Source organism: Rhizomicrobium sp., assembly GCA_037200385.1.
GTDB lineage: Bacteria > Pseudomonadota > Alphaproteobacteria > Micropepsales > Micropepsaceae > Rhizomicrobium.
Map to the genome: position 1 here is coordinate 3939143 of JBBCGL010000001.1, position 18443 is coordinate 3957585.

Consider the following 18443-nt stretch of genomic DNA (forward strand, 5'->3'; position numbering starts at 1 on the left):
ACCGCTTCCCACGGGGAAGGCGGCCGCTTTGCGCGTCAACGCGCCGTGACGATCCGGCTTAGAGATGCTTCGAAAGTCTCCGATTGCCGCGATACCGAGCCTTCATCCTCGCGTGCCGGCCGCATGCACGCACACCCCATCGAGGAAGGCCGAGAGTAGGTCGGGCAGGATCGCCGCGATCGCTCCGTCGCGCACGCCGCCATCGGCGGCAGATTGGCGGCCACGAACTGACAACTTGTCATTTCTGCTGAACTGTGGCATCACCGCACAAAACAAGGGTGGAAAGCCAAATGGCTCTCGAGCATTTCGACGTCATCATCGTGGGCGCGGGCCTCAGCGGCATCGGCGCGGGCTACCATCTGCAGACCAATTGCCCGACCAAGCGCTACGCGATCCTCGAAGGCCGCGACGCCATCGGCGGCACCTGGGACCTGTTCCGCTATCCCGGCATCCGCTCCGACAGCGACATGTACACGCTGGGCTATTCCTTCAAGCCGTGGCGCGAAGCCAAGGCGATCGCCGACGGCCCTTCGATCCGCAAATATGTCCGGGACACCGCCGCCGAGAACGGCATCGACACGCACATCCGCTTCCACCACCAGGTCAAGCGCGCCGACTGGTCGAGCGCCGATGCGCGCTGGACCGTCGAAGCGGAGACCGGCCCGCAGAAGCAGCTTGTGCGCTTCACCTGCAATTTCCTTTTCATGTGCAGCGGCTATTACGATTACGCGGGAGGCTATGCGCCGGATTTCCTGGGCAGCGACAGCTTCGCCGGCAAGATCGTCCATCCCCAGTTCTGGCCGGAAGACCTCGATTATCGCGGCAAGAACGTCGTGGTGATCGGTTCCGGCGCCACGGCGGTGACGCTGGTGCCCGAGATGGCCAAGGATGCGGCGCATGTCACGATGCTGCAACGCTCGCCGACCTATGTCGTCTCGCGTCCCGCCGAAGACGCTTTCGCCAACTGGCTGCGCACCAAGCTGCCGCCGATGCTGGCCTACAACATCACGCGCTGGCGCAATGTGCTGTTCGGCATGTTCTTCTTCAACATGGCGCGCAAGAATCCAGAGAAGACCAAGGCCGGCCTGATCGACATGGTCAAGAAGGAGCTGGGGCCCGGCTACGACGTGGCGACCCATTTCACGCCGCGCTACAATCCCTGGGACCAGCGTCTCTGCCTCGTCCCCGACAGCGATCTGTTCCAGGCGATCAAGACCGGCAGGGCCGAAGTCGTCACCGACCGGATCGCGCGCTTCACGCCGGCCGGCATTGCGCTCGAAACCGGCAAGGAAATCCCAGCCGACATCATCGTCACCGCCACGGGCCTGAAGATGCAGCTTCTGAGCGGTCTGCAGATCGCGGTCGACGGCGTCGCCAGGGATCTCTCCAAGTCGATGTCCTACAAGGGCATGATGTATTCCGACGTGCCGAACCTCGCTTCGTCCTTCGGCTACACCAACGCGTCCTGGACGCTGAAATGCGACCTGACCTGCGAATATGTCTGCCGCATCCTGAACTACATGGACCGCAAGGGCGTCGCGATCGCCACGCCGCACAATGACGATCCGACGGTGCAGGAGCTGCCCTGGCTCGATTTCTCGTCCGGCTATGTCCAGCGCGCCCTCGACGTCCTGCCCAAGCAGGGTTCGAAGAAGCCGTGGAAGCTCTACCAGAACTACGCACTGGATATGGTGACGCTGCGCTACGGCAAGGTGAATGACGGCACGCTGCGGTTCGCCAAGGCGCATCCGGTCGCCTTGCCTGCGCCGGAGCGCATGGCAGCAGAATAGGCACGCTCGCAGCCTCTGCAACACCGGAACCAAAGGCTGGCCGTTTGGTTTACGGCAAGCGAATTGCACGAGGCACGCCATGAACACGAAACTTCTTCTTGGCGCCACGGCGCTGGTCGCGCTGCTGACCGCCGCGAACGCCGCACCCGATCAGCCGGGACATGCCAAGCCCACGCCGGGAACCGCGAACGACACGCTGAGCACGCTGACGGATGCTGCCGGTCACGCCGTCGGCACCGTCGATGCCGCGACCACGACCACGCTGCAGGGCTTCGTCGAGGCCGCCGCGATCAGCGACATGTATGAGGTCGAAGCCGCCCGCATCGCGCTGAAGCGCTCGCAAAATCCCGAAGTGAAGGATTTCGCGCAGAAAATGATCGAGGCGCACACCGGCACCACGAACGCGCTCAAGCTCATTCTGGTGAAGCTTCCCAGCTCGCCCGCCGCGCCGGCCCATGTCGACAATCGCCGTCAGGGCATGCTCGACGAGTTGCGCGGCGCAAAGGCCGTCGATTTCGACGGCCGTTATCTCAGTCAACAGGTCGACGCGCACAATGAGGCGCTGCTCCTGATGCGCGGCTATGCGAAGAACGGCGACAATCCGGCCGTCAAGGCCTTCGCCGAGAAAACCGCGACGCCGGTCGCCGAGCATCTCGGCATGGCGCACGGCCTTTACGACAAATACGGCCGCAGCAGCTGATTTCTGAATGAAAGCCATGGCGACGCCACGCGGGTTCCGGGAACTCGCGTGGTGCAGCCGCGTTGTGCCTGAAGACATCATCATCTGTTGAACGGCGGGACTGGGCGCGGTCTGCGAGCGTCAACATTGCGCGTGGATTAAGGGCGTCACGCCATGAATTATTCCGAAATCGGCAGCCGCGCGTCCTGGCGTCGGGCGCAGGAGCCGGCCGAAGGCCCCATCCGGGCAGAGCTGTTCAGCGTCGAACGGCTGGAGCAGCACGCCGCTAGCCTGGCGGCGGCGCAGCGCGTTTCTCCCGACATCGAACGCGGCAAGCCGCTCGTCACGCGGCTGGACGACAATGCGCGCGTCATCGCCGAAGCTTATCGCGCCATCGTCAAGGCAACACGGGACCGCCGTTCGGTGCCGCCGGCCGCCGAATGGCTGCTCGACAATTACCACATCGTCGACGAGCAGATTCGCGAGATCAAGGACGACCTGCCGCCCGGCTTCTACCGCAAGCTACCCAAGCTCATCGAAGGCCATCTTCAAGGCTATCCGCGCGTCTTCGGCATCGCTTGGGCCTTGATCGCCCATACCGACAGCGCGCTCGACGTCGCCAAGCTCACCCGCTTCGTCGAGGCCTATCAGCGCGTCCAGCCGCTCACCATCGGCGAGCTCTGGGCTATCGCCATCACGCTGCGCATCACGCTGGTGGAGAATCTGCGCCGGGTCGCCGAAGGTCTGCTCACCCGCCTGTCCGCGAGCGAGGACGCCGAAGCGCTGGCCGAGCGGATGTTCGGCGAGGACGTGAAGGAGCCGATCGCCACGGTCCTGGCCGATCTGCAGCGCAAGAAATGGTCCGGCCCTTTCGCCGTCCAGCTCGCGCAGCGCATGCGGGACCGCGATCCCGACGTCACGCCGGCTTTGCGCTGGCTCAACGACCGGCTCGCCGCGGAAGGGACGACGGCCGATGAGATCGTCCGCCAGGAGGTCCAGCGCCAGAGCGCGATGAACGTGACGGTCCGCAACATCATCACGGCAATGCGGCTGATCTCGGCGATCAACTGGCCCGAATTCTTCGAAAGCGTCAGCCTGGTCGACGCCGCGCTGCGTCAAAACACCAATTTCGCGGCGATGGATTTCGCCACCCGCGATCTCTACCGGCGCGCCATCGAAACCCTGGCGCATGAATCGGGGCGCGACGAGGCCGAGGTTGCCGAACGGGCCGCCGCTGCTGCCGTGCGCGCCGGCAAGAGCGTGCCTGCGGCGGAGCGCGTCACACGCCGCGAATGCGATCCGGGCTTTTATCTGATCGCGGAGGGCCGCCGGGCGTTCGAGACCGACCTCGGTTGCCGGGTCCATCCCAAGACCGGCCTTTATCGCCGTTTCTCCGCAGCCGGTGTCCTCAGCTATGTGGCGATGCTCGCCCTGCTCACCGCGCTGCTTGTCTGCGCAGGGCTGGTCGCGGTTGCGTCCTACGGCATCGCGGGTCTGTTGCTGGCCGTGCTGGCGGTCACCGCGATCGTCCCGGCATCCGATCTCGCGATCGCCATCGTCAACCGGGTGATCACCCATCGCGTGGGTGCGATGCAGCTTCCGGGTCTGGAGCTGCGCGACGGGGTTCCCGCCGAACTCCGCACCCTGATCGCGGTGCCCACGCTTCTGACCTCGGCGAGCGCGATCGAAGGGCAGGTCGAACAGCTGGAAGTCCACTATCTCGCCAACCTCGACGAGAATTTCGGCTTCGCGCTGCTTTCGGACTGGAAGGACGCGCCCACCGAACATGCCGAAGGCGACGACGCCCTGCTCGATGCGGCGGCACAGGCGATCGCGCAGCTCAACGCGAAATATCCCCGCCCCCGTGGCGGCGACCGGTTTCTTCTCCTGCATCGCCGCCGGGTCTGGACGGAGGGCGAAGGCAGATGGCTCGGTTGGGAGCGCAAGCGCGGCAAGCTGCATGAGCTGAACCGCTTGTTGCGCGGCGCCACCGACACGACGTTCATTCCCGCAGGCGGCAAGGCGCCCACCATCCCCGCCGATGTGCGCTATGTGATCACGCTGGACGCCGACACAAGGCTGCCGATCGGGGCGGCGCGCCGCTTGGTCGGCAAGATCGCGCATCCGCTGATGCGGCCTCGCTTCGACGCGCGCCTTGGCCGTGTCGTGCGCGGCCATGCGATCCTCCAGCCGCGCGTGACGCCGTCCTTGCCGCTGCAGGACGGCGGCTCGCTGTTCCAGCGCGTCTTCTCCGGCCCCAACGGCCTGGATCCCTATGCCATCGTGGTCTCCGACATCTATCAGGACCTGTATGAAGAGGGGTCTTACTTCGGCAAGGGCATCTACGACGTCGATGCCTTCGAGGCGGCGCTGGAGCAGCGCTTTCCGGTCGAGACCGTGCTCAGTCACGACCTGCTCGAGGGCATCTTCGCCCGCGCCGGCCTGGTCTCGGACATCGAGGTCGTCGAGGAATTCCCCTCGCGCTACGACGTCGCCGCCTCGCGCCAGCATCGCTGGGTGCGCGGCGACTGGCAGCTTCTGCCGTGGATATTCGCCAACGGTCCGCGCGCCTCGCGGCGGCGCACGTCGATCCCGCTGACCGGCCGCTGGAAGCTGATCGACAACCTGCGCCGCTCGCTCTCCGCGCCCGCGACGCTGCTCACCTTGCTGCTCGGCTGGATGCTCAACTGGCCGGCTGCGGTCGCGTGGACCGCGTTCGTATTGCTCCTCCTGGTGCTGCCCACGCTGGTTCCCGCGCTTGCCGGCCTGCTGCCCCGCCGGGTCGGCATTTCCGTCCGCAGCCATTGGCGCGGCATCGCCCGCGATGTCCAGCTCGGCATCGTGCAGAGCGCGTTCTCGCTGACCTTCCTCGCGCACCAGGCCTGGTTGATGGTGGACGCCATCGGCCGCACGATCTGGCGTCTGTTCGTGCGGCGCCGAAACCTCCTGCAATGGGTGACGACGGCGCAGACCACCGACGAGCACGGCTTCGACAATCGCGCGCTCTTCACCCAGATCGTCGCCAGCGTCGTCTTTCTCGCCGCCGCCGGCGCTGTCCTTTATTATGCCGGGCGGGGCGGTTGGCCGCTCGCCGTGCCGTTCGGCGCGCTGTGGCTGCTGTCCCCGCTGATCGCCCACTGGGCCAGCCTGCCGCCCAGTTCCGAGACCGAGCTGGAGGTCAGCCCCGCCGACGATCACGCCCTTCGTCTCGTCGCCCGGCGCACATGGCGGTTCTTCGAGACCTTCGTGACGCAAGACGACAATTTCCTGCCGCCGGACAATTTCCAGGAGGATCCCGAGCCGGTCGTGGCGCACCGGACCTCGCCCACCAACATCGGTCTCTACCTGCTGTCGGTGATCGCGGCGCGCGATTTCGGCTGGATCGGCTCGACCGAAGCGGTCGAGCGGCTGGAGCATACGTTCGCGACACTTGAGAAGCTCGAGCGTCAGCGCGGCCATTTCTTCAACTGGTATGATACGCGCGATCTGCGTCCGCTCGAACCGCGCTACATATCCTCGGTCGACAGCGGAAATCTTGCGGGCCATCTGATCGCGCTCGCGCACGCGAGCCGCGAATTCTGCCTGCAGCCGCTCGCGCTGCATTGGCGTCACGGGCTGGAGGATGCGGTCGCCCTGTTGCGCGAGATCGCGAAAGGCGGCGGCCGTGCTCCGTCCTATTCGTCTTTCGCCAGCACGCTCGATGAATTCGTGGGGCTGCTGGGCAACGAGGAGGCTGGTCTTTCCGAGCTTCTCACGCAATTGGAGATCAAGGCCGAACGTGTCCTCGCGCTGGCAGAGGATGTCGGGCCCGAAGCCGTCATCTGGGCGGGCGCCCTGCGCAACACGGTGCATTCGCACAAGCGCGACGTACAGGCGCTCGATGCCGAAGCGCCCGACGCGGTGCGGCTGCGCCATCGGCTGACCAAGCTCGCCGAGCAGGCCACCGAGATGTTCGACGCAATGGAATTCGGCTTCCTGCTCGATTCCAGCCGCCAGCTCTTCTCGATCGGCTACCGGGCCGGTGAAGGGGCGCTGGACGCCAATTATTACGACATGCTCGCGTCGGAGGCGCGTCTCGCGAGCTTCATCGCCATCGCCAAAGGCGACGTGCCCGCCCGTCACTGGTTCCGCCTCGGCCGTACCCTGACGCCGCTGCCGGGCGGCTCAGCCCTGATCTCCTGGTCGGGATCGATGTTCGAATATCTGATGCCATCGCTGGTGATGCGCGCGCCGTCCGGCAGCCTGCTGGCGGAGACCAATCGCCTCGTCGTGCGGCGCCAGCGCGCCTATGGCGACGAGTTGGGCGTGCCCTGGGGAATCTCCGAATCCGCCTTCAGCGCCCGCGACATCGAACGTACCTATCAATATTCGAGCTTCGGCGTTCCCGATCTCGGCTACAAGCGCGGCCTCGCCGAGAACACGGTCATCGCGCCCTATGCCACCGCGCTCGCCGCGATGGTCGATCCGGCCCATGCCGCCCGCAATCTCGAGCGCCTCGCCGATGCCGGCGGCCGCGGTACCTATGGGTGGTACGAGGCCCTGGACTACACGCGCTCCCGTCTGCCCGAGGGAGTCAAGGTCGTTGTCGTGCGCTGCTACATGGCGCATCACCAGGCGATGAGCCTCATCGCGATCGCCAATGCGCTGCATGACGGCCAGATGCGCTCGCGCTTCCATGCCGAGCCGATCGTCCGCGCCGCCGAATTGCTGCTGCAGGAACGCATGCCGCGCGATGTCGTGGTGGCGCGGCCGCCGCCGGACCATGTCGCCGAGACCATCGAGATCGGGACCATCGTGCCGGATGTCGAGCGCCGCTATGTTTCGCCCTATAGCCGGCTGCCGCGCACGCACCTGATGTCGAACGGCGATTTCTGCGTGATGCTGACGGCCGCGGGCTCGGGCTATACGCGCTGGCGCGATATCGCGGTGACGCGCTGGCGTGAGGACCCCACTTGCGACAATTGGGGCAGCTATTGCTTCCTGCGCGACGTGCAGAGCGGCGAGGTCTGGTCCGCCGGCTATCAGCCGACGGCCGCGACGCCCGATCAGTATACGGCGAGCTTCTCGGAGGATCGCGCCGAGATCGTGCGCCGCGACGACGGGCTTTCGACCCTTCTGGAAGTCATCGTGTCGCCCGAGGACAACGCCGAGGTGCGCCGCGTCTGCATCACCAATCACGGACCGCGCGCCCGCGATATCGAGCTGACCTCCTATGCCGAGCTCGCGCTCGCCCGCCAGGCCGACGACCAGGCCCATCCGACCTTCGCCAAGATGTTCGTGCAGACCGAGTTCGTGCCGCATCCCGGCGTGATCCTCGCCACGCGCCGCCGCCGCTCCGACGCCGATCCGCTCGTCTGGGCCGCGCATCTCGCCGTGGTCGAGGGCGCCGTCACCAGCGAGCCGCAATTCGAGACCGACCGATCCCGCTTCCTCGGCCGCGGCCAGGTCATCCGCAACCCCGAGGCGATCGCCGAAGGCTGGCCGCTATCGAACACCGCGGGTCCGGTGCTCGATCCGATCTTCTCGCTGCGCCGCCGCGTGCGCGTGCCGCGCGGCGCGACGGTGACGGTCGCGTTCTGGACCATGGTGGCGGAGAGCCGCGAGGACGTCCTCGAGCTCGCCGAGAAATATCACGATGAAGGCGCCTTCGACCGCGTCCGGACGCTTGCGTGGACGCAGGCCCAGGTTCAGCTCCAGCATCTCGGCCTCAAGACCGGCGAAGCCCATCTCTACCAGCGTCTCGCCAACCATGTCTTGTACTCCGACAACACGCTGCGGCCACCGCCGGAGAGCCTGAAGCGCGGCGTGCGCAAGGCCTCGACCCTGTGGGCCCACGGCATCTCCGGCGACTATCCCATCGTGCTGGTCCGCATCGCGGAAGACGACGATCTGCTCCTCGTCCGCCAGCTCTTGCGGGCGCACGAATATTGGCGCTCCAAGCAGCTCGCCGTCGACCTCGTGATCCTCAACGAGCGGGCTTCGTCCTACATCCAGGATTTCCAGAACGCGATCGACTCGCTGGTGCGGATGAACCAGTCCATGCCGCGCATCTCGCATCCCGACGTGAAGGGCGGGGTTTTCGTCCTGCGCAGCGATCTCATTCCGGCCGAAGCCAACGAGCTGTTGCTGAGCGTGGCCCGCGCCGTGCTGCGCGGCCAGAACGGATCGCTCGCCGACCAGGTCAACCGCGCCCGCGACAACCGCTCGCAGCCGGCCCCGCCGGTGCGCCGGCCGCTTCCGCTGGCCGCGCCCGAAGTCCCGCTGCCGCGTCCGGAGACCGAATACTTCAATGGCCTCGGCGGCTTCGCGAAGCAGGGCCGCGAGTATCTCACCATCCTCGATGACGGCGACCGCACGCCGGCGCCCTGGATCAACGTCATCGCCAATCGCGAGCTCGGCTTCCAGACCTCGACCGGCGGCGGCGGCTATACCTGGAGCGTCAACAGCCAGCAGAACCAGATCACGCCCTGGGCCAACGATCCGGTCGGCGATGCGCCGGGCGAAATCCTCTACCTGCGCGACGAGGATACCGGCCAGCTCTGGACGCCCGCCTCCGCGCCGATCCGCGAGCGGAATACGCGTTACAGCGTCGCCCACGGCCAGGGGTACAGCCGCTTCGAGCATGCGGCGCACGGGATCGGCGCCGAGCTCACCCAGTTCGTCGCCGTCGACGACGGCATCAAGATCGCGCGCCTCAAGCTCACCAACCTGTCCGGCCGCGAGCGCCGGCTGTCCGTCACGGCCTATGTCGAATGGGTCCTGGGATCGGCCCAGCGCCAGGGCCGCACCGTCATCGCGACCGAGATCAATTCCGGCACCGGCGCGATGTTCGCTCAAAACCGCTGGAACAACGAGCTCGGCGAGCGCGTCGCCTTCCTCGACCTCGCCGGCAAGCAGACCGCATGGACCGGCGACCGCACCGAGTTCATCGGACGCGACGGCGCGCGGGACCGTCCCGTCGGCCTGCTGCACGGCGCCGTGTTGTCGAACCGCTGCGGCGCCGGCATGGATCCTTGCGGCGCAGTGCAGACGCGGGTGCGCCTCAATCCCATCGGCACGGCGGAGGTCGTGATCTTCCTCGGGCAGACCGCGTCGAAGTCGGACGCCGAAGCGCTGGTGAAGAAATACCGCGCCGCCGATCTCGACGCGGTGTTCGCCGCCGCGACCGGCCAGTGGGACGACATCCTCGGCGCCGTGCAGGTCAAGACGCCCGACCGCGCCCTCGACATCCTGATGAATCGCTGGCTGCTCTATCAGACGCTCGGCTGCCGCATCTGGGCGCGCGCCGGCTTCTACCAGGCGAGCGGCGCCTATGGCTTCCGCGACCAGTTGCAGGACGTCATGGCGCTTTGCGTCAGCCGTCCGGATATCGCGCGCGAGCATCTGCTGCGCGCCGCGGCGCGGCAATTTCCCGAAGGCGACGTCCAGCATTGGTGGCTGCCCGAGACCGGCCGCGGCATCCGCACCCGCATCGCCGACGATCGCATCTGGCTCGCGCATGTCGCCGCGCACTATGTTTGCACCACCGGCGATGACGGCGTGCTCGACGAGCAGGTGCCGTTCCTCGAAGGACCGATCCTCAGCCCGGACCAGCACGACTCGTTCTTCCAGCCGGCGGTGTCCGAGCGGACCGCCAGCCTCTACGAGCATATCGTCCTCGCGCTCGACGGCGCGCTGGCCCTCGGCGCGCATGGCCTGCCCCTGATGGGCACCGGCGACTGGAACGACGGGATGGACAATGTCGGCGCCGGCGGCAAGGGCGAGAGCGTCTGGCTGGGCTGGTTCCTCTATCGTGCACTGATCGATTTCACCCCGGTCGCGCGGCGGCGCGGCGACGGCGCGCATGGCGAGACGTGGATGCAGCACGCCGGCCGGCTGCGCGAGGCGCTCGAAGACGAAGCCTGGGACGGCGACTGGTATCGCCGGGCCTTCTTCGACGACGGCACGCCGCTGGGCTCGGTCGAGAACACGGAGTGCCGCATCGACTCCATCGCGCAGTCCTGGTCGGTGATTTCCGGCGCCGCCGATCCCGCACGTGCCGCGCGCGCGATGGCGGCGGTCGACAAATATCTCGTGCAGCGCGACCAGAAGCTGTCGCTGCTCTTCGCGCCGCCTTTCGACCATCCGTCGCACGATCCGGGCTATATCAAGGGCTATCCCGTCGGCATCCGCGAGAATGGCGGCCAGTACACCCATGGCGCGGTCTGGGCCGCGCTCGCCTATGCTCTGCTCGGCAATGGCGACCGCGCCTATGAACTGCTCGCCATGCTCAATCCGATCCACCATTCGAGCGACCCGGCCGCCATGCACCGCTACAAGGTGGAGCCCTATGTCGTGGCCGCCGATGTCTATTCCATGCCGCCCCATGTCGGACGCGGCGGCTGGACCTGGTATACCGGCTCGGCCTCTTGGCTCTATCGCGTGACGCTCGAGCACCTGCTCGGCTTCCGCAAGGAGGGCAATGAACTGCTCATCGATCCCTGCATTCCGCGGGCGTGGCCGGGCTTCGAGATCGTCTATCGCCATGGCGGCGCGACCTACAGGATCGCGGTCGAGAACCCGCTGGGCGTCTGCCGCTCCGTCCTCTCCCTGAAACTCGACGGGAAAATCCTTCCCGGCAACCGCATCGCTCTGGCCGATGACGGGATCGAGCATCTGGTGCAGGTCGTCTTGGGCTGAGGCTGCAGGCACGCTATTGTCGTTGCGATGATGGCCGCCGAACAGCCCCCCTCCCTCATCCCGCTCGTCATCGGGATCACCGGCAAGCGCGACCTGCGGGGCCGGGACGCTGCGGTGCGTTCGGCGCTCGCCGCCGTGCTCGACCGGCTCGATGCCGCCTATCCCCACTCGCCCCGGATCATGCTGAGCGCGCTGGCCGAAGGCGCCGACCGTCTCGCGGCCGAGGAGGCGGCCGGCCGGCCCGGCTGGCAGGTCGTCGCCCCCTTGCCCCTGCCGCGAGCGGCCTATGCCGAGGATTTCGACGCCGCCGGCCAGGCGTGGTTCGACGCGTTTCTCGCGCGTCCCGGCGTCGCGAGCTTCGCGTTGCCGGCGCTGGCGGAGGACACCAGCCGCGCGGCGCATTACGAACAGGTCGGACAATATATCGCCGATTGCTGCACCTTGCTGATCGCGGTCATGGCGGCAGACGAGACGCCTGGCCGTCTCGGCGGCACCGCGCGCATCGTGGCCTATAAGCTCCGCGGCCATTTCGACGAAGACGCGGCGACCGTCGCGGCGCGCAGCAGCGTGGTCGACGAGCCCTGTCCGCTCGATGTCGTTCCGGCCGGCACGGTCTGGGTGGTCGATCTGGGCGCGCCGCAAGCCCCCGTCCAGGTCCGCAGCAACATGGCCGGCCGCGAGTCCGGCACCGACCGCAGCCTGCCGCTCGCCGGCCAGATCGAGGAGTTCAACCGCCGGACGATCGCGGCCGAACGGGCGCTGGGCAGGACGCCGGCGGCACCGCGCTTCGGCGCGCAGGACGCGCGGACCATCCTCGAATGCCAGCAGCGCGGCCTGTCCGAGCTGCAAGGCGCTGCGAACCGCCGCTTGCGCCGTTCGGTGTGGGCGCTTGCACTGCTCTCGGCGGTCGCGGTGCTGTGTTTCGAGCTGTTCTCGGCCCGGGGCGGCATTCCGCTGCTGCACTGGTTCGTCGTGCTCTACGTCGCTTTCGGCACGGCCGCCCTTGCGGTCTATTGGGTGGCGCGGCTGAACAACTGGCAGCCGATCGCGGAGGAATATCGCGCCGTCGCCGAGGTGTTGCGCGTGCAGCAGGCCTGGTGGGATGCCGGCCTCGCGACCGCCCGTGCCGACCGCTTCTATCTCGAAGGCGTCCGCGGCCCGCTCACCCTGGTGCGCGAGGCGGTGCGTGCCGCGATCAGCGCGGCGCGCATCCTTTCGACCAGTCCCGGCTCGGGCGGCGGCCATGGCGTGTGGATCGCCAGCCAGGTCGATTACTACACCGATCGCATCGCACGGCGCCGCGCCCGCCTGGTCGCGCTGGAGACCAGCGGCTGGTCCGCCTTCGCCGGCAGCCTGGGCGCCGTCGCCGTCGTCGCCTTGCATCAGTTCCCCGCGCCCCGGCCGCTGGGCGGATTGGCCGATTGGTACGACCGCCATCTCCCGCCGGGCATCCCGCTCGGGCTCGGCGTGGCCGCTTTCGTCCTTCTCGGCCTGTTCTTCGTCCTCACGCGCAAGCGTCATGTCGAAGGGCATGGCGACACGCATTGGCAAGTGGTCGCGGGCCTCGTCACCGGCGTCGTCATCGCGCTCGGCGCGTTCGATGCGTCGCGGGGCGATCCGACTCTGGCAGAGGACCTCGCGGCCACCTTCGCGATCGCCTTGGCCGCCACGGTCGGCGCCGCCCGCTATGCCGCCGAGAAGTTGTCCTGGGAGGCAGAGTTGCGCGGCTATGAGGAAGCCCTCGAATTCTTCAAGCGGGCCCGCGACACGATCCTCGATCCGCGGACCGGGCTCGCCCGCCGCGACGAGATCCTGCTGGAACTCGGCAAGAAGGCCCTGGCCGAGAACGAGCGCTGGCTGCGAACCCATCGCGAGCGGCCCCTGGAGCCGGTGGTCGGCGGTTGAGCTGCCTCGTCAGGCAACTGCTTTGCCGGCCGGCCGTTACCGCCCCACACACCTGGAGAGCGCCATGTCCACCACCCCGGACGACGACGACCGCGACCACTTCATCGACAGTGCCGACGGTTTCGAGCGCGAAGCCGAGAGTCTGGACGAATTCATCGCCGCGCGTCCCCTGACCGCCCTGGCGCTGGCTGCGGCCTTCGGCTTCGTCGTGGCGCGGCTCGTTTTCTGACGCCCGATCGCAGCGATTGTTCGGCTCTGCGCGTTCCTACCGTCGGTTCCGGACCGCCAGGGACCTTCGCCGTGACTCAAGATATCGCCGCGCCGGCGCAAGACCATCGGCCGGCGTCTGCCTGAACGGCGGCGTGTAGTTGCAGCCGATGACTCGCACGCGACCGGCGTTCCGCCGCCTCGAAAAGCGACGCCCGTGCGGCCCGACGGGCTAGTCCCGGCCGCCTGAGAGCGCGGTTTATATGGAATTGCTATATAAGCGCCTGCCCCCGGCGCCTCGATTTTATACGGCTCCCAACCCTATCTCTGCGTCCTGACATTCACGGTCTGGAGCAGACATGCACTTCCTCCGCAGCCTTTCCGATTCCGAACGCTGGGCTTGGTTCGCCGGCGAGACGGATGTCGCGCTGCCGCCCCGCGCGGCCTCGTCCGGCAATGATGCCGGACGGGTCTTTTTCGAGATGGGCCTCGTCTTCGCCGTTCCGCTCGCGCTCGCGGCGCTGTTCTCTGCGGCGTTTGGAGCCTGACGCCCATGATGGACACCATCTTCGTCGCCTCTTGCGTCCTCTTTTTCCTCGCGTCGATCGCCTATGCGGTCGCCTGCGACAAGCTCTGAGCCCGCCATGATCTTCGACTATGCCCTCGCCGGCGCGGTGACGCTCTTCATCCTCGGTTACCTCGTCTACGCCCTGATCCGGCCGGAGAAATTCTGATGACCCTCAATGGCTGGATCCAGATCGCGTTCTATTGCGCGATCCTGATCGCGATCACCAAGCCGCTCGGCGCCTATATGACGCGCGTCTTCAATGGCGAGCGCACCTTCCTGTCGCCCGTGCTGCGCCCGGTCGAGCGGGTCCTCTACGCGATCAGCGGCATCGACGAGCGCGAGGAGCAGCATTGGGTCATCTATGGCGTCGCGATGCTGATCTTCAGCATCGTCGGCTTCGTCTTCCTCTATGCGCTGCAGCGCCTGCAGGACGTGTTGCCCTACAATCCGCAGCATCTCGCCGCCGTCGGCCCCGATCTCGCCTTCAACACCTCGGTGAGCTTCGTCTCCAACACCAACTGGCAGTCCTATGTGCCGGAGACGACGATGAGCTACCTGACCCAGATGGCCGGACTGACGATGCACAACTTCGTCTCCGCCGCCGCCGGCATCGCACTGGCCGTCGCGTTCGTGCGCGGCTTCGCCCGCCGCTCGGCCAAGAGCCTGGGAAATTTCTGGGTCGATGTGACCCGCTGCACGCTCTACATCCTGCTGCCCGTCTCGATCGTCGTCGGCCTGGTCTTCGTCTGGCAGGGCATGCCGCAGAATCTCAATGCCTATGTCGATGCGACGACGCTGGAGGGCGTCAAGCAGACCATCGCCCAGGGCCCGGTCGCGTCCCAGGAAGTCATCAAGATGTTCGGCACCAATGGCGGCGGCTTCTTCAACGCCAACTCCGCGCATCCCTATGAGAACCCGAACGCGCTGACCAACCTGATCCAGATCGTGCTGATCTTCTCGCTCGGCGCCGCGCTCACCAACATGTTCGGCCGCATGGTCGGCAACCAGCGCCAGGGCTGGGCGATCTTCGCAGTGATGTTCGCGCTGTTCTTCACCGGTGTGGTCGTGACCTATGCCGCCGAAGCGCCGGGCAATCCCGCCTTCGCGGCGCTGCATGTCGACCAGGCCGCGAGCGCGCTGCAGGCCGGCGGCAACATGGAGGGCAAGGAGGTCCGCTTCGGCATCGCCAACTCGGCGCTCTTCGCGACCATCACCACCGACGCCTCCTGCGGCGCGGTCAACGCCATGCATGACAGCCTGATGCCGCTCGCCGGCATGATCCCGCTGATCAACATGATGCTGGGCGAGATCATCTTCGGCGGCGTCGGCTCCGGCCTTTACGGCATGCTGCTCTTCGCCATCGTGGCGGTGTTCGTCGCCGGCCTGATGGTCGGGCGTACCCCGGAATATCTCGGCAAGAAGATCGAATCCAAGGAAGTGAAGATGGCGATGCTGGCCATCCTCGTCCTGCCGCTCGCGATGCTGGGCTTCACGGCGCTCGCGGTCGTGCTCAAGGACGGGCTTGCGGGGCCGCTCAATTCCGGCCCGCACGGCTTCAGCGAGATTCTCTACGCCTACACCTCCGCCACTGCGAACAATGGCAGCGCCTTCGCCGGCCTCACCGCCAACACGCTGTTCTACAACACGACATTGGGCTTCGCGATGCTGATCGGGCGCTTCCTGATGATCGTGCCGATGCTCGCCGCGGCCGGCTCGCTCGCCGCCAAGAAGATCGTTCCGCCCTCGGAGGGCACCTTCCCGACCGACGGCCCGCTGTTCGTCGGCCTCGTCATCGGCGTCGTCTTGATCGTCGGCGGCCTCACCTTCTTCCCGGCGCTCGCCCTCGGCCCCATCGTCGAGCATCTCGCGATGAACGCCGGCAACCTGTTCTGAGATTGACCATGGACATCGCAAAATCCCGCACCCGCTCGTCCGCCGCCACGCTGACGGATCCGGCCATCCTGTTTCCCGCGATCTGGGATTCGGTGAAGAAGCTCGATCCCCGCCACATGATCGCCAATCCGGTGATGTTCGTGGTCGAGATCGTCGCCACCCTCACCACCGTGCTGTTCTTCCGCGACCTCGCCGTCGGCGCGCCGCATCTGGGCTTCGCCTTCCAGATCAATCTGTGGCTCTGGTTCACCGTGATCTTCGCGAACTTCGCAGAGGCGGTGGCCGAAGGCCGCGGCAAGGCGCAGGCTGCGTCGCTGCGCAAGACCAAGACCGAAGCCGCCGCCAAGCTGCTCGACAAGGCGGGCAAATGGAGCCTCATCCCCGCGACCCAGCTCAAGCAGGGCGATATCGTGCTGGTCGAGGCCGGCGATCTCATCCCCTCCGACGGCGACGTGATCGAAGGCGTCGCTTCGGTCAACGAGGCCGCCATCACCGGCGAATCCGCGCCGGTGATCCGCGAAAGCGGCGGCGACCGCTCGGCGGTGACCGGCGGCACGCTGGTGATCTCCGACCAGATCAAGGTCCGCATCACCGCCGCCCAGGGCTCGACCTTCATCGACCGCATGATCGCGCTGGTCGAAGGCGCCGAGCGCCAGAAGACGCCGAACGAGATCGCGCTCAACATCCTGCTCGCCGGCATGACGCTGATCTTCGTCTTCGCCGTCGCCACGATCCCGAGCTTCACCGCCTATGCCGGCGGCACGATCTCCATCCTGGTCCTGGTCGCGCTGTTCGTGACCTTGATCCCGACCACGATCGGGGCGCTGCTCTCCGCCATCGGCATCGCGGGCATGGACCGCCTGGTGCGCTTCAACGTGCTCGCCATGTCGGGCCGCGCGGTCGAGGCCGCCGGCGACGTCGACACCTTGCTGCTCGACAAGACCGGCACCATCACGCTCGGCAACCGCCAGGCGACCGAGTTCCTGCCGCTCGCCGGCGTCGGCGAGCGCGATCTCGCCGATGCGGCGCAGCTCTCCTCGCTCTCGGACGAGACGCCGGAAGGCCGCTCGATCGTCGTGCTCGCCAAGGAGAAATACGGCCTGCGCGGCCGCGAGATGGCCGGCCTTTCCGCGACCTTCGTGCCCTTTACCGCCCAGACCCGCATCAGCGGCATCGACATCGACGGCTCCGTGATCCGCAAGGGCGCGGTCGACGCGGTGCTCGATCATGTCCGCGCCCAGGCCGGCATCCCGGCCGCTGCGACCCGCGACGGCGCGGTCGCCGCCGCGGTGCAGGCGGTCGGCGCGGAGGCGGCCCAGCAGCTCATGACCTTCGCCGAGCGCATCGGCAAGTCCGGCGGCACGCCGCTCGCCGTCGCCCGCGACGGCAAGCTGCTCGGCGTCGTCCACCTGAAGGACATCGTGAAGGGCGGCATCCGCGAGCGCTTCGCGGCGCTGCGCAAGATGGGCATCCGCACCGTGATGATCACCGGCGACAATCCGCTGACCGCGGCCGCCATTGCCGCCGAGTCCGGCGTCGACGATTTCCTCGCCCAGGCGACGCCGGAAGCCAAGCTCAAGCTGATCCGCGAGGAACAGGCCAAGGGCAAGCTGGTCGCGATGTGCGGCGACGGCACCAATGACGCGCCGGCGCTCGCCCAGGCCGATGTCGGCGTCGCGATGAACACCGGCACCATGGCGGCGCGCGAGGCCGGCAACATGGTCGACCTCGACAGCGATCCGACCAAGCTCATCGAGGTGGTGGAGATCGGCAAGCAATTGCTGATGACTCGCGGCGCGCTGACCACCTTCTCCATCGCCAACGACGTCGCGAAGTATTTCGCGATCATCCCCGCGATGTTCCTCGCCTTCTATCCGCAGCTCCAGGCGCTGAACGTGATGCGGCTCCATTCGCCGCAGAGCGCGATCCTCTCCGCGATCATCTTCAACGCGCTGATCATCGTCGCGCTGATCCCGCTCGCCCTGCGGGGCGTGACGTACAAGCCCGTCGGCGCCGCCCAGATCTTGCGCCGCAACCTGCTGATCTACGGCCTCGGCGGCATCCTCGTGCCCTTCGCCGGGATCAAGCTCATCGACATCATCGTGACCGCCGCCGGTCTTGCCTGAAAGACACCGCTATGCTCCGCCAGATCCGTCCCGCCATCCTCCTGCTCGTCCTGCTCACGCTGCTCACCGGGCTCGCTTATCCGCTCGGCATGACCGGCCTCGCCCAGGCGCTCTTCCCGCACCAGGCGAATGGCAGCCTCGTCGTCGTGAACGGCAAGACCGTCGGCTCGGAGCTGATCGGCCAGCAATTCGCCAGCCCGCGCTATTTCCACGGCCGGCCATCCGCCGCCGGCAACGGCTATGACGCCGCGAACTCTTCCGGCTCGAACTACGGCCCGACCTCCAAGAAGCTGATCGACCGCGTGAAGACCGACGCCGCGACGCTGCAGAAGGACAATCCCGGCGTCCCCGTCCCGGCGGACCTCGTCACGACCTCGGCCAGCGGCCTCGACCCCGACATCACGCCGGCCGGCGCCTATTTCCAGGTCCCGCGCGTCGCCAAGGCGCGCCACCTCTCCGAGGACCGCGTGCACCGGCTGGTCGAAGCCCATATCGAAGGCCGCCTGCTGGGCTTCATCGGCGAGCCGCATGTGAACGTCCTCGAGCTCAATATGGCGCTCGACGCACTGCGCTGACGTGTGGGCATGAACGGGGTA

10 protein-coding genes are annotated in these 18443 nt (G+C 67.1%); all 10 read left to right on the forward strand.

The features are described 5' to 3' along the window. Nucleotides 1–290 precede the first annotated feature (290 nt). The 10 genes from WDM91_19015 (at nucleotide 291) to kdpC (ending at nucleotide 18422) form a co-directional block, all read left to right on the forward strand. Complete coding sequence (locus WDM91_19015; protein MEI9996697.1) at nucleotides 291–1790, forward strand: NAD(P)/FAD-dependent oxidoreductase; 1500 nt, start codon at nucleotides 291–293, stop codon at nucleotides 1788–1790. Between the two features lie 79 nt (nucleotides 1791–1869). Next, nucleotides 1870–2490, forward strand: coding sequence for a DUF4142 domain-containing protein (locus WDM91_19020; protein ID MEI9996698.1), 621 nt, complete (start codon nucleotides 1870–1872; stop codon nucleotides 2488–2490). A gap of 153 nt (nucleotides 2491–2643) precedes the next feature. Further along, on the forward strand, nucleotides 2644–11148 hold the full coding sequence (locus WDM91_19025) for a glucoamylase family protein (GenBank protein ID MEI9996699.1): 8505 nt from the start codon (nucleotides 2644–2646) through the stop codon (nucleotides 11146–11148). 30 nt (nucleotides 11149–11178) lie between these two features. Next, the gene (locus WDM91_19030) at nucleotides 11179–13053 is read left to right on the forward strand and encodes a hypothetical protein (GenBank protein MEI9996700.1); all 1875 of its coding nucleotides are present in this window, start codon (nucleotides 11179–11181) and stop codon (nucleotides 13051–13053) included. 64 nt (nucleotides 13054–13117) lie between these two features. After that, entirely contained in the window at nucleotides 13118–13282 is a 165-nt protein-coding gene (locus WDM91_19035; protein ID MEI9996701.1) for a hypothetical protein, read from the forward strand. Nucleotides 13283–13619: 337 nt separating this feature from the next. Beyond that, nucleotides 13620–13808 carry a hypothetical protein gene (locus tag WDM91_19040; GenBank protein MEI9996702.1) on the forward strand — a complete coding sequence of 63 codons (189 nt, stop codon included), beginning with the start codon at nucleotides 13620–13622 and terminating at the stop codon, nucleotides 13806–13808. A gap of 96 nt (nucleotides 13809–13904) precedes the next feature. After that, a complete protein-coding gene (kdpF, locus tag WDM91_19045; protein ID MEI9996703.1) occupies nucleotides 13905–13994 on the forward strand; it encodes a K(+)-transporting ATPase subunit F in 90 nt (29 codons plus the stop codon). After that, nucleotides 13994–15721 (forward strand): potassium-transporting ATPase subunit KdpA, encoded by a 1728-nt coding sequence (gene kdpA / locus WDM91_19050; protein ID MEI9996704.1) that lies wholly within the window; start codon nucleotides 13994–13996, stop codon nucleotides 15719–15721. The genes kdpF and kdpA overlap by 1 nt, the downstream gene beginning before the upstream one ends. Before the next feature lie 8 nt (nucleotides 15722–15729). Further along, on the forward strand, nucleotides 15730–17847 hold the full coding sequence (kdpB, locus tag WDM91_19055; protein ID MEI9996705.1) for a potassium-transporting ATPase subunit KdpB: 2118 nt from the start codon (nucleotides 15730–15732) through the stop codon (nucleotides 17845–17847). 11 nt (nucleotides 17848–17858) lie between these two features. Beyond that, entirely contained in the window at nucleotides 17859–18422 is a 564-nt protein-coding gene (kdpC, locus tag WDM91_19060) for a potassium-transporting ATPase subunit KdpC (protein MEI9996706.1), read from the forward strand. Nucleotides 18423–18443: the final 21 nt, after the last annotated feature.

What these genes read in the sequence shown, in the direction of transcription:
- WDM91_19020 (MEI9996698.1), top strand. Translation starts at nt 1,870, where the DNA reads ATGAACACGAAACTTCTTCTTGGCGCCACGGCGCTGGTCGCGCTGCTG.
- kdpC (MEI9996706.1), top strand. Translation starts at nt 17,859, where the DNA reads ATGCTCCGCCAGATCCGTCCCGCCATCCTCCTGCTCGTCCTGCTCACG.
- kdpA (MEI9996704.1), top strand. Translation starts at nt 13,994, where the DNA reads ATGACCCTCAATGGCTGGATCCAGATCGCGTTCTATTGCGCGATCCTG.
- kdpB (MEI9996705.1), top strand. Translation starts at nt 15,730, where the DNA reads ATGGACATCGCAAAATCCCGCACCCGCTCGTCCGCCGCCACGCTGACG.
- WDM91_19025 (MEI9996699.1), top strand. Translation starts at nt 2,644, where the DNA reads ATGAATTATTCCGAAATCGGCAGCCGCGCGTCCTGGCGTCGGGCGCAG.
- WDM91_19015 (MEI9996697.1), top strand. Translation starts at nt 291, where the DNA reads ATGGCTCTCGAGCATTTCGACGTCATCATCGTGGGCGCGGGCCTCAGC.
- kdpF (MEI9996703.1), top strand. Translation starts at nt 13,905, where the DNA reads ATGATCTTCGACTATGCCCTCGCCGGCGCGGTGACGCTCTTCATCCTC.
- WDM91_19035 (MEI9996701.1), top strand. Translation starts at nt 13,118, where the DNA reads ATGTCCACCACCCCGGACGACGACGACCGCGACCACTTCATCGACAGT.
- WDM91_19030 (MEI9996700.1), top strand. Translation starts at nt 11,179, where the DNA reads ATGGCCGCCGAACAGCCCCCCTCCCTCATCCCGCTCGTCATCGGGATC.
- WDM91_19040 (MEI9996702.1), top strand. Translation starts at nt 13,620, where the DNA reads ATGCACTTCCTCCGCAGCCTTTCCGATTCCGAACGCTGGGCTTGGTTC.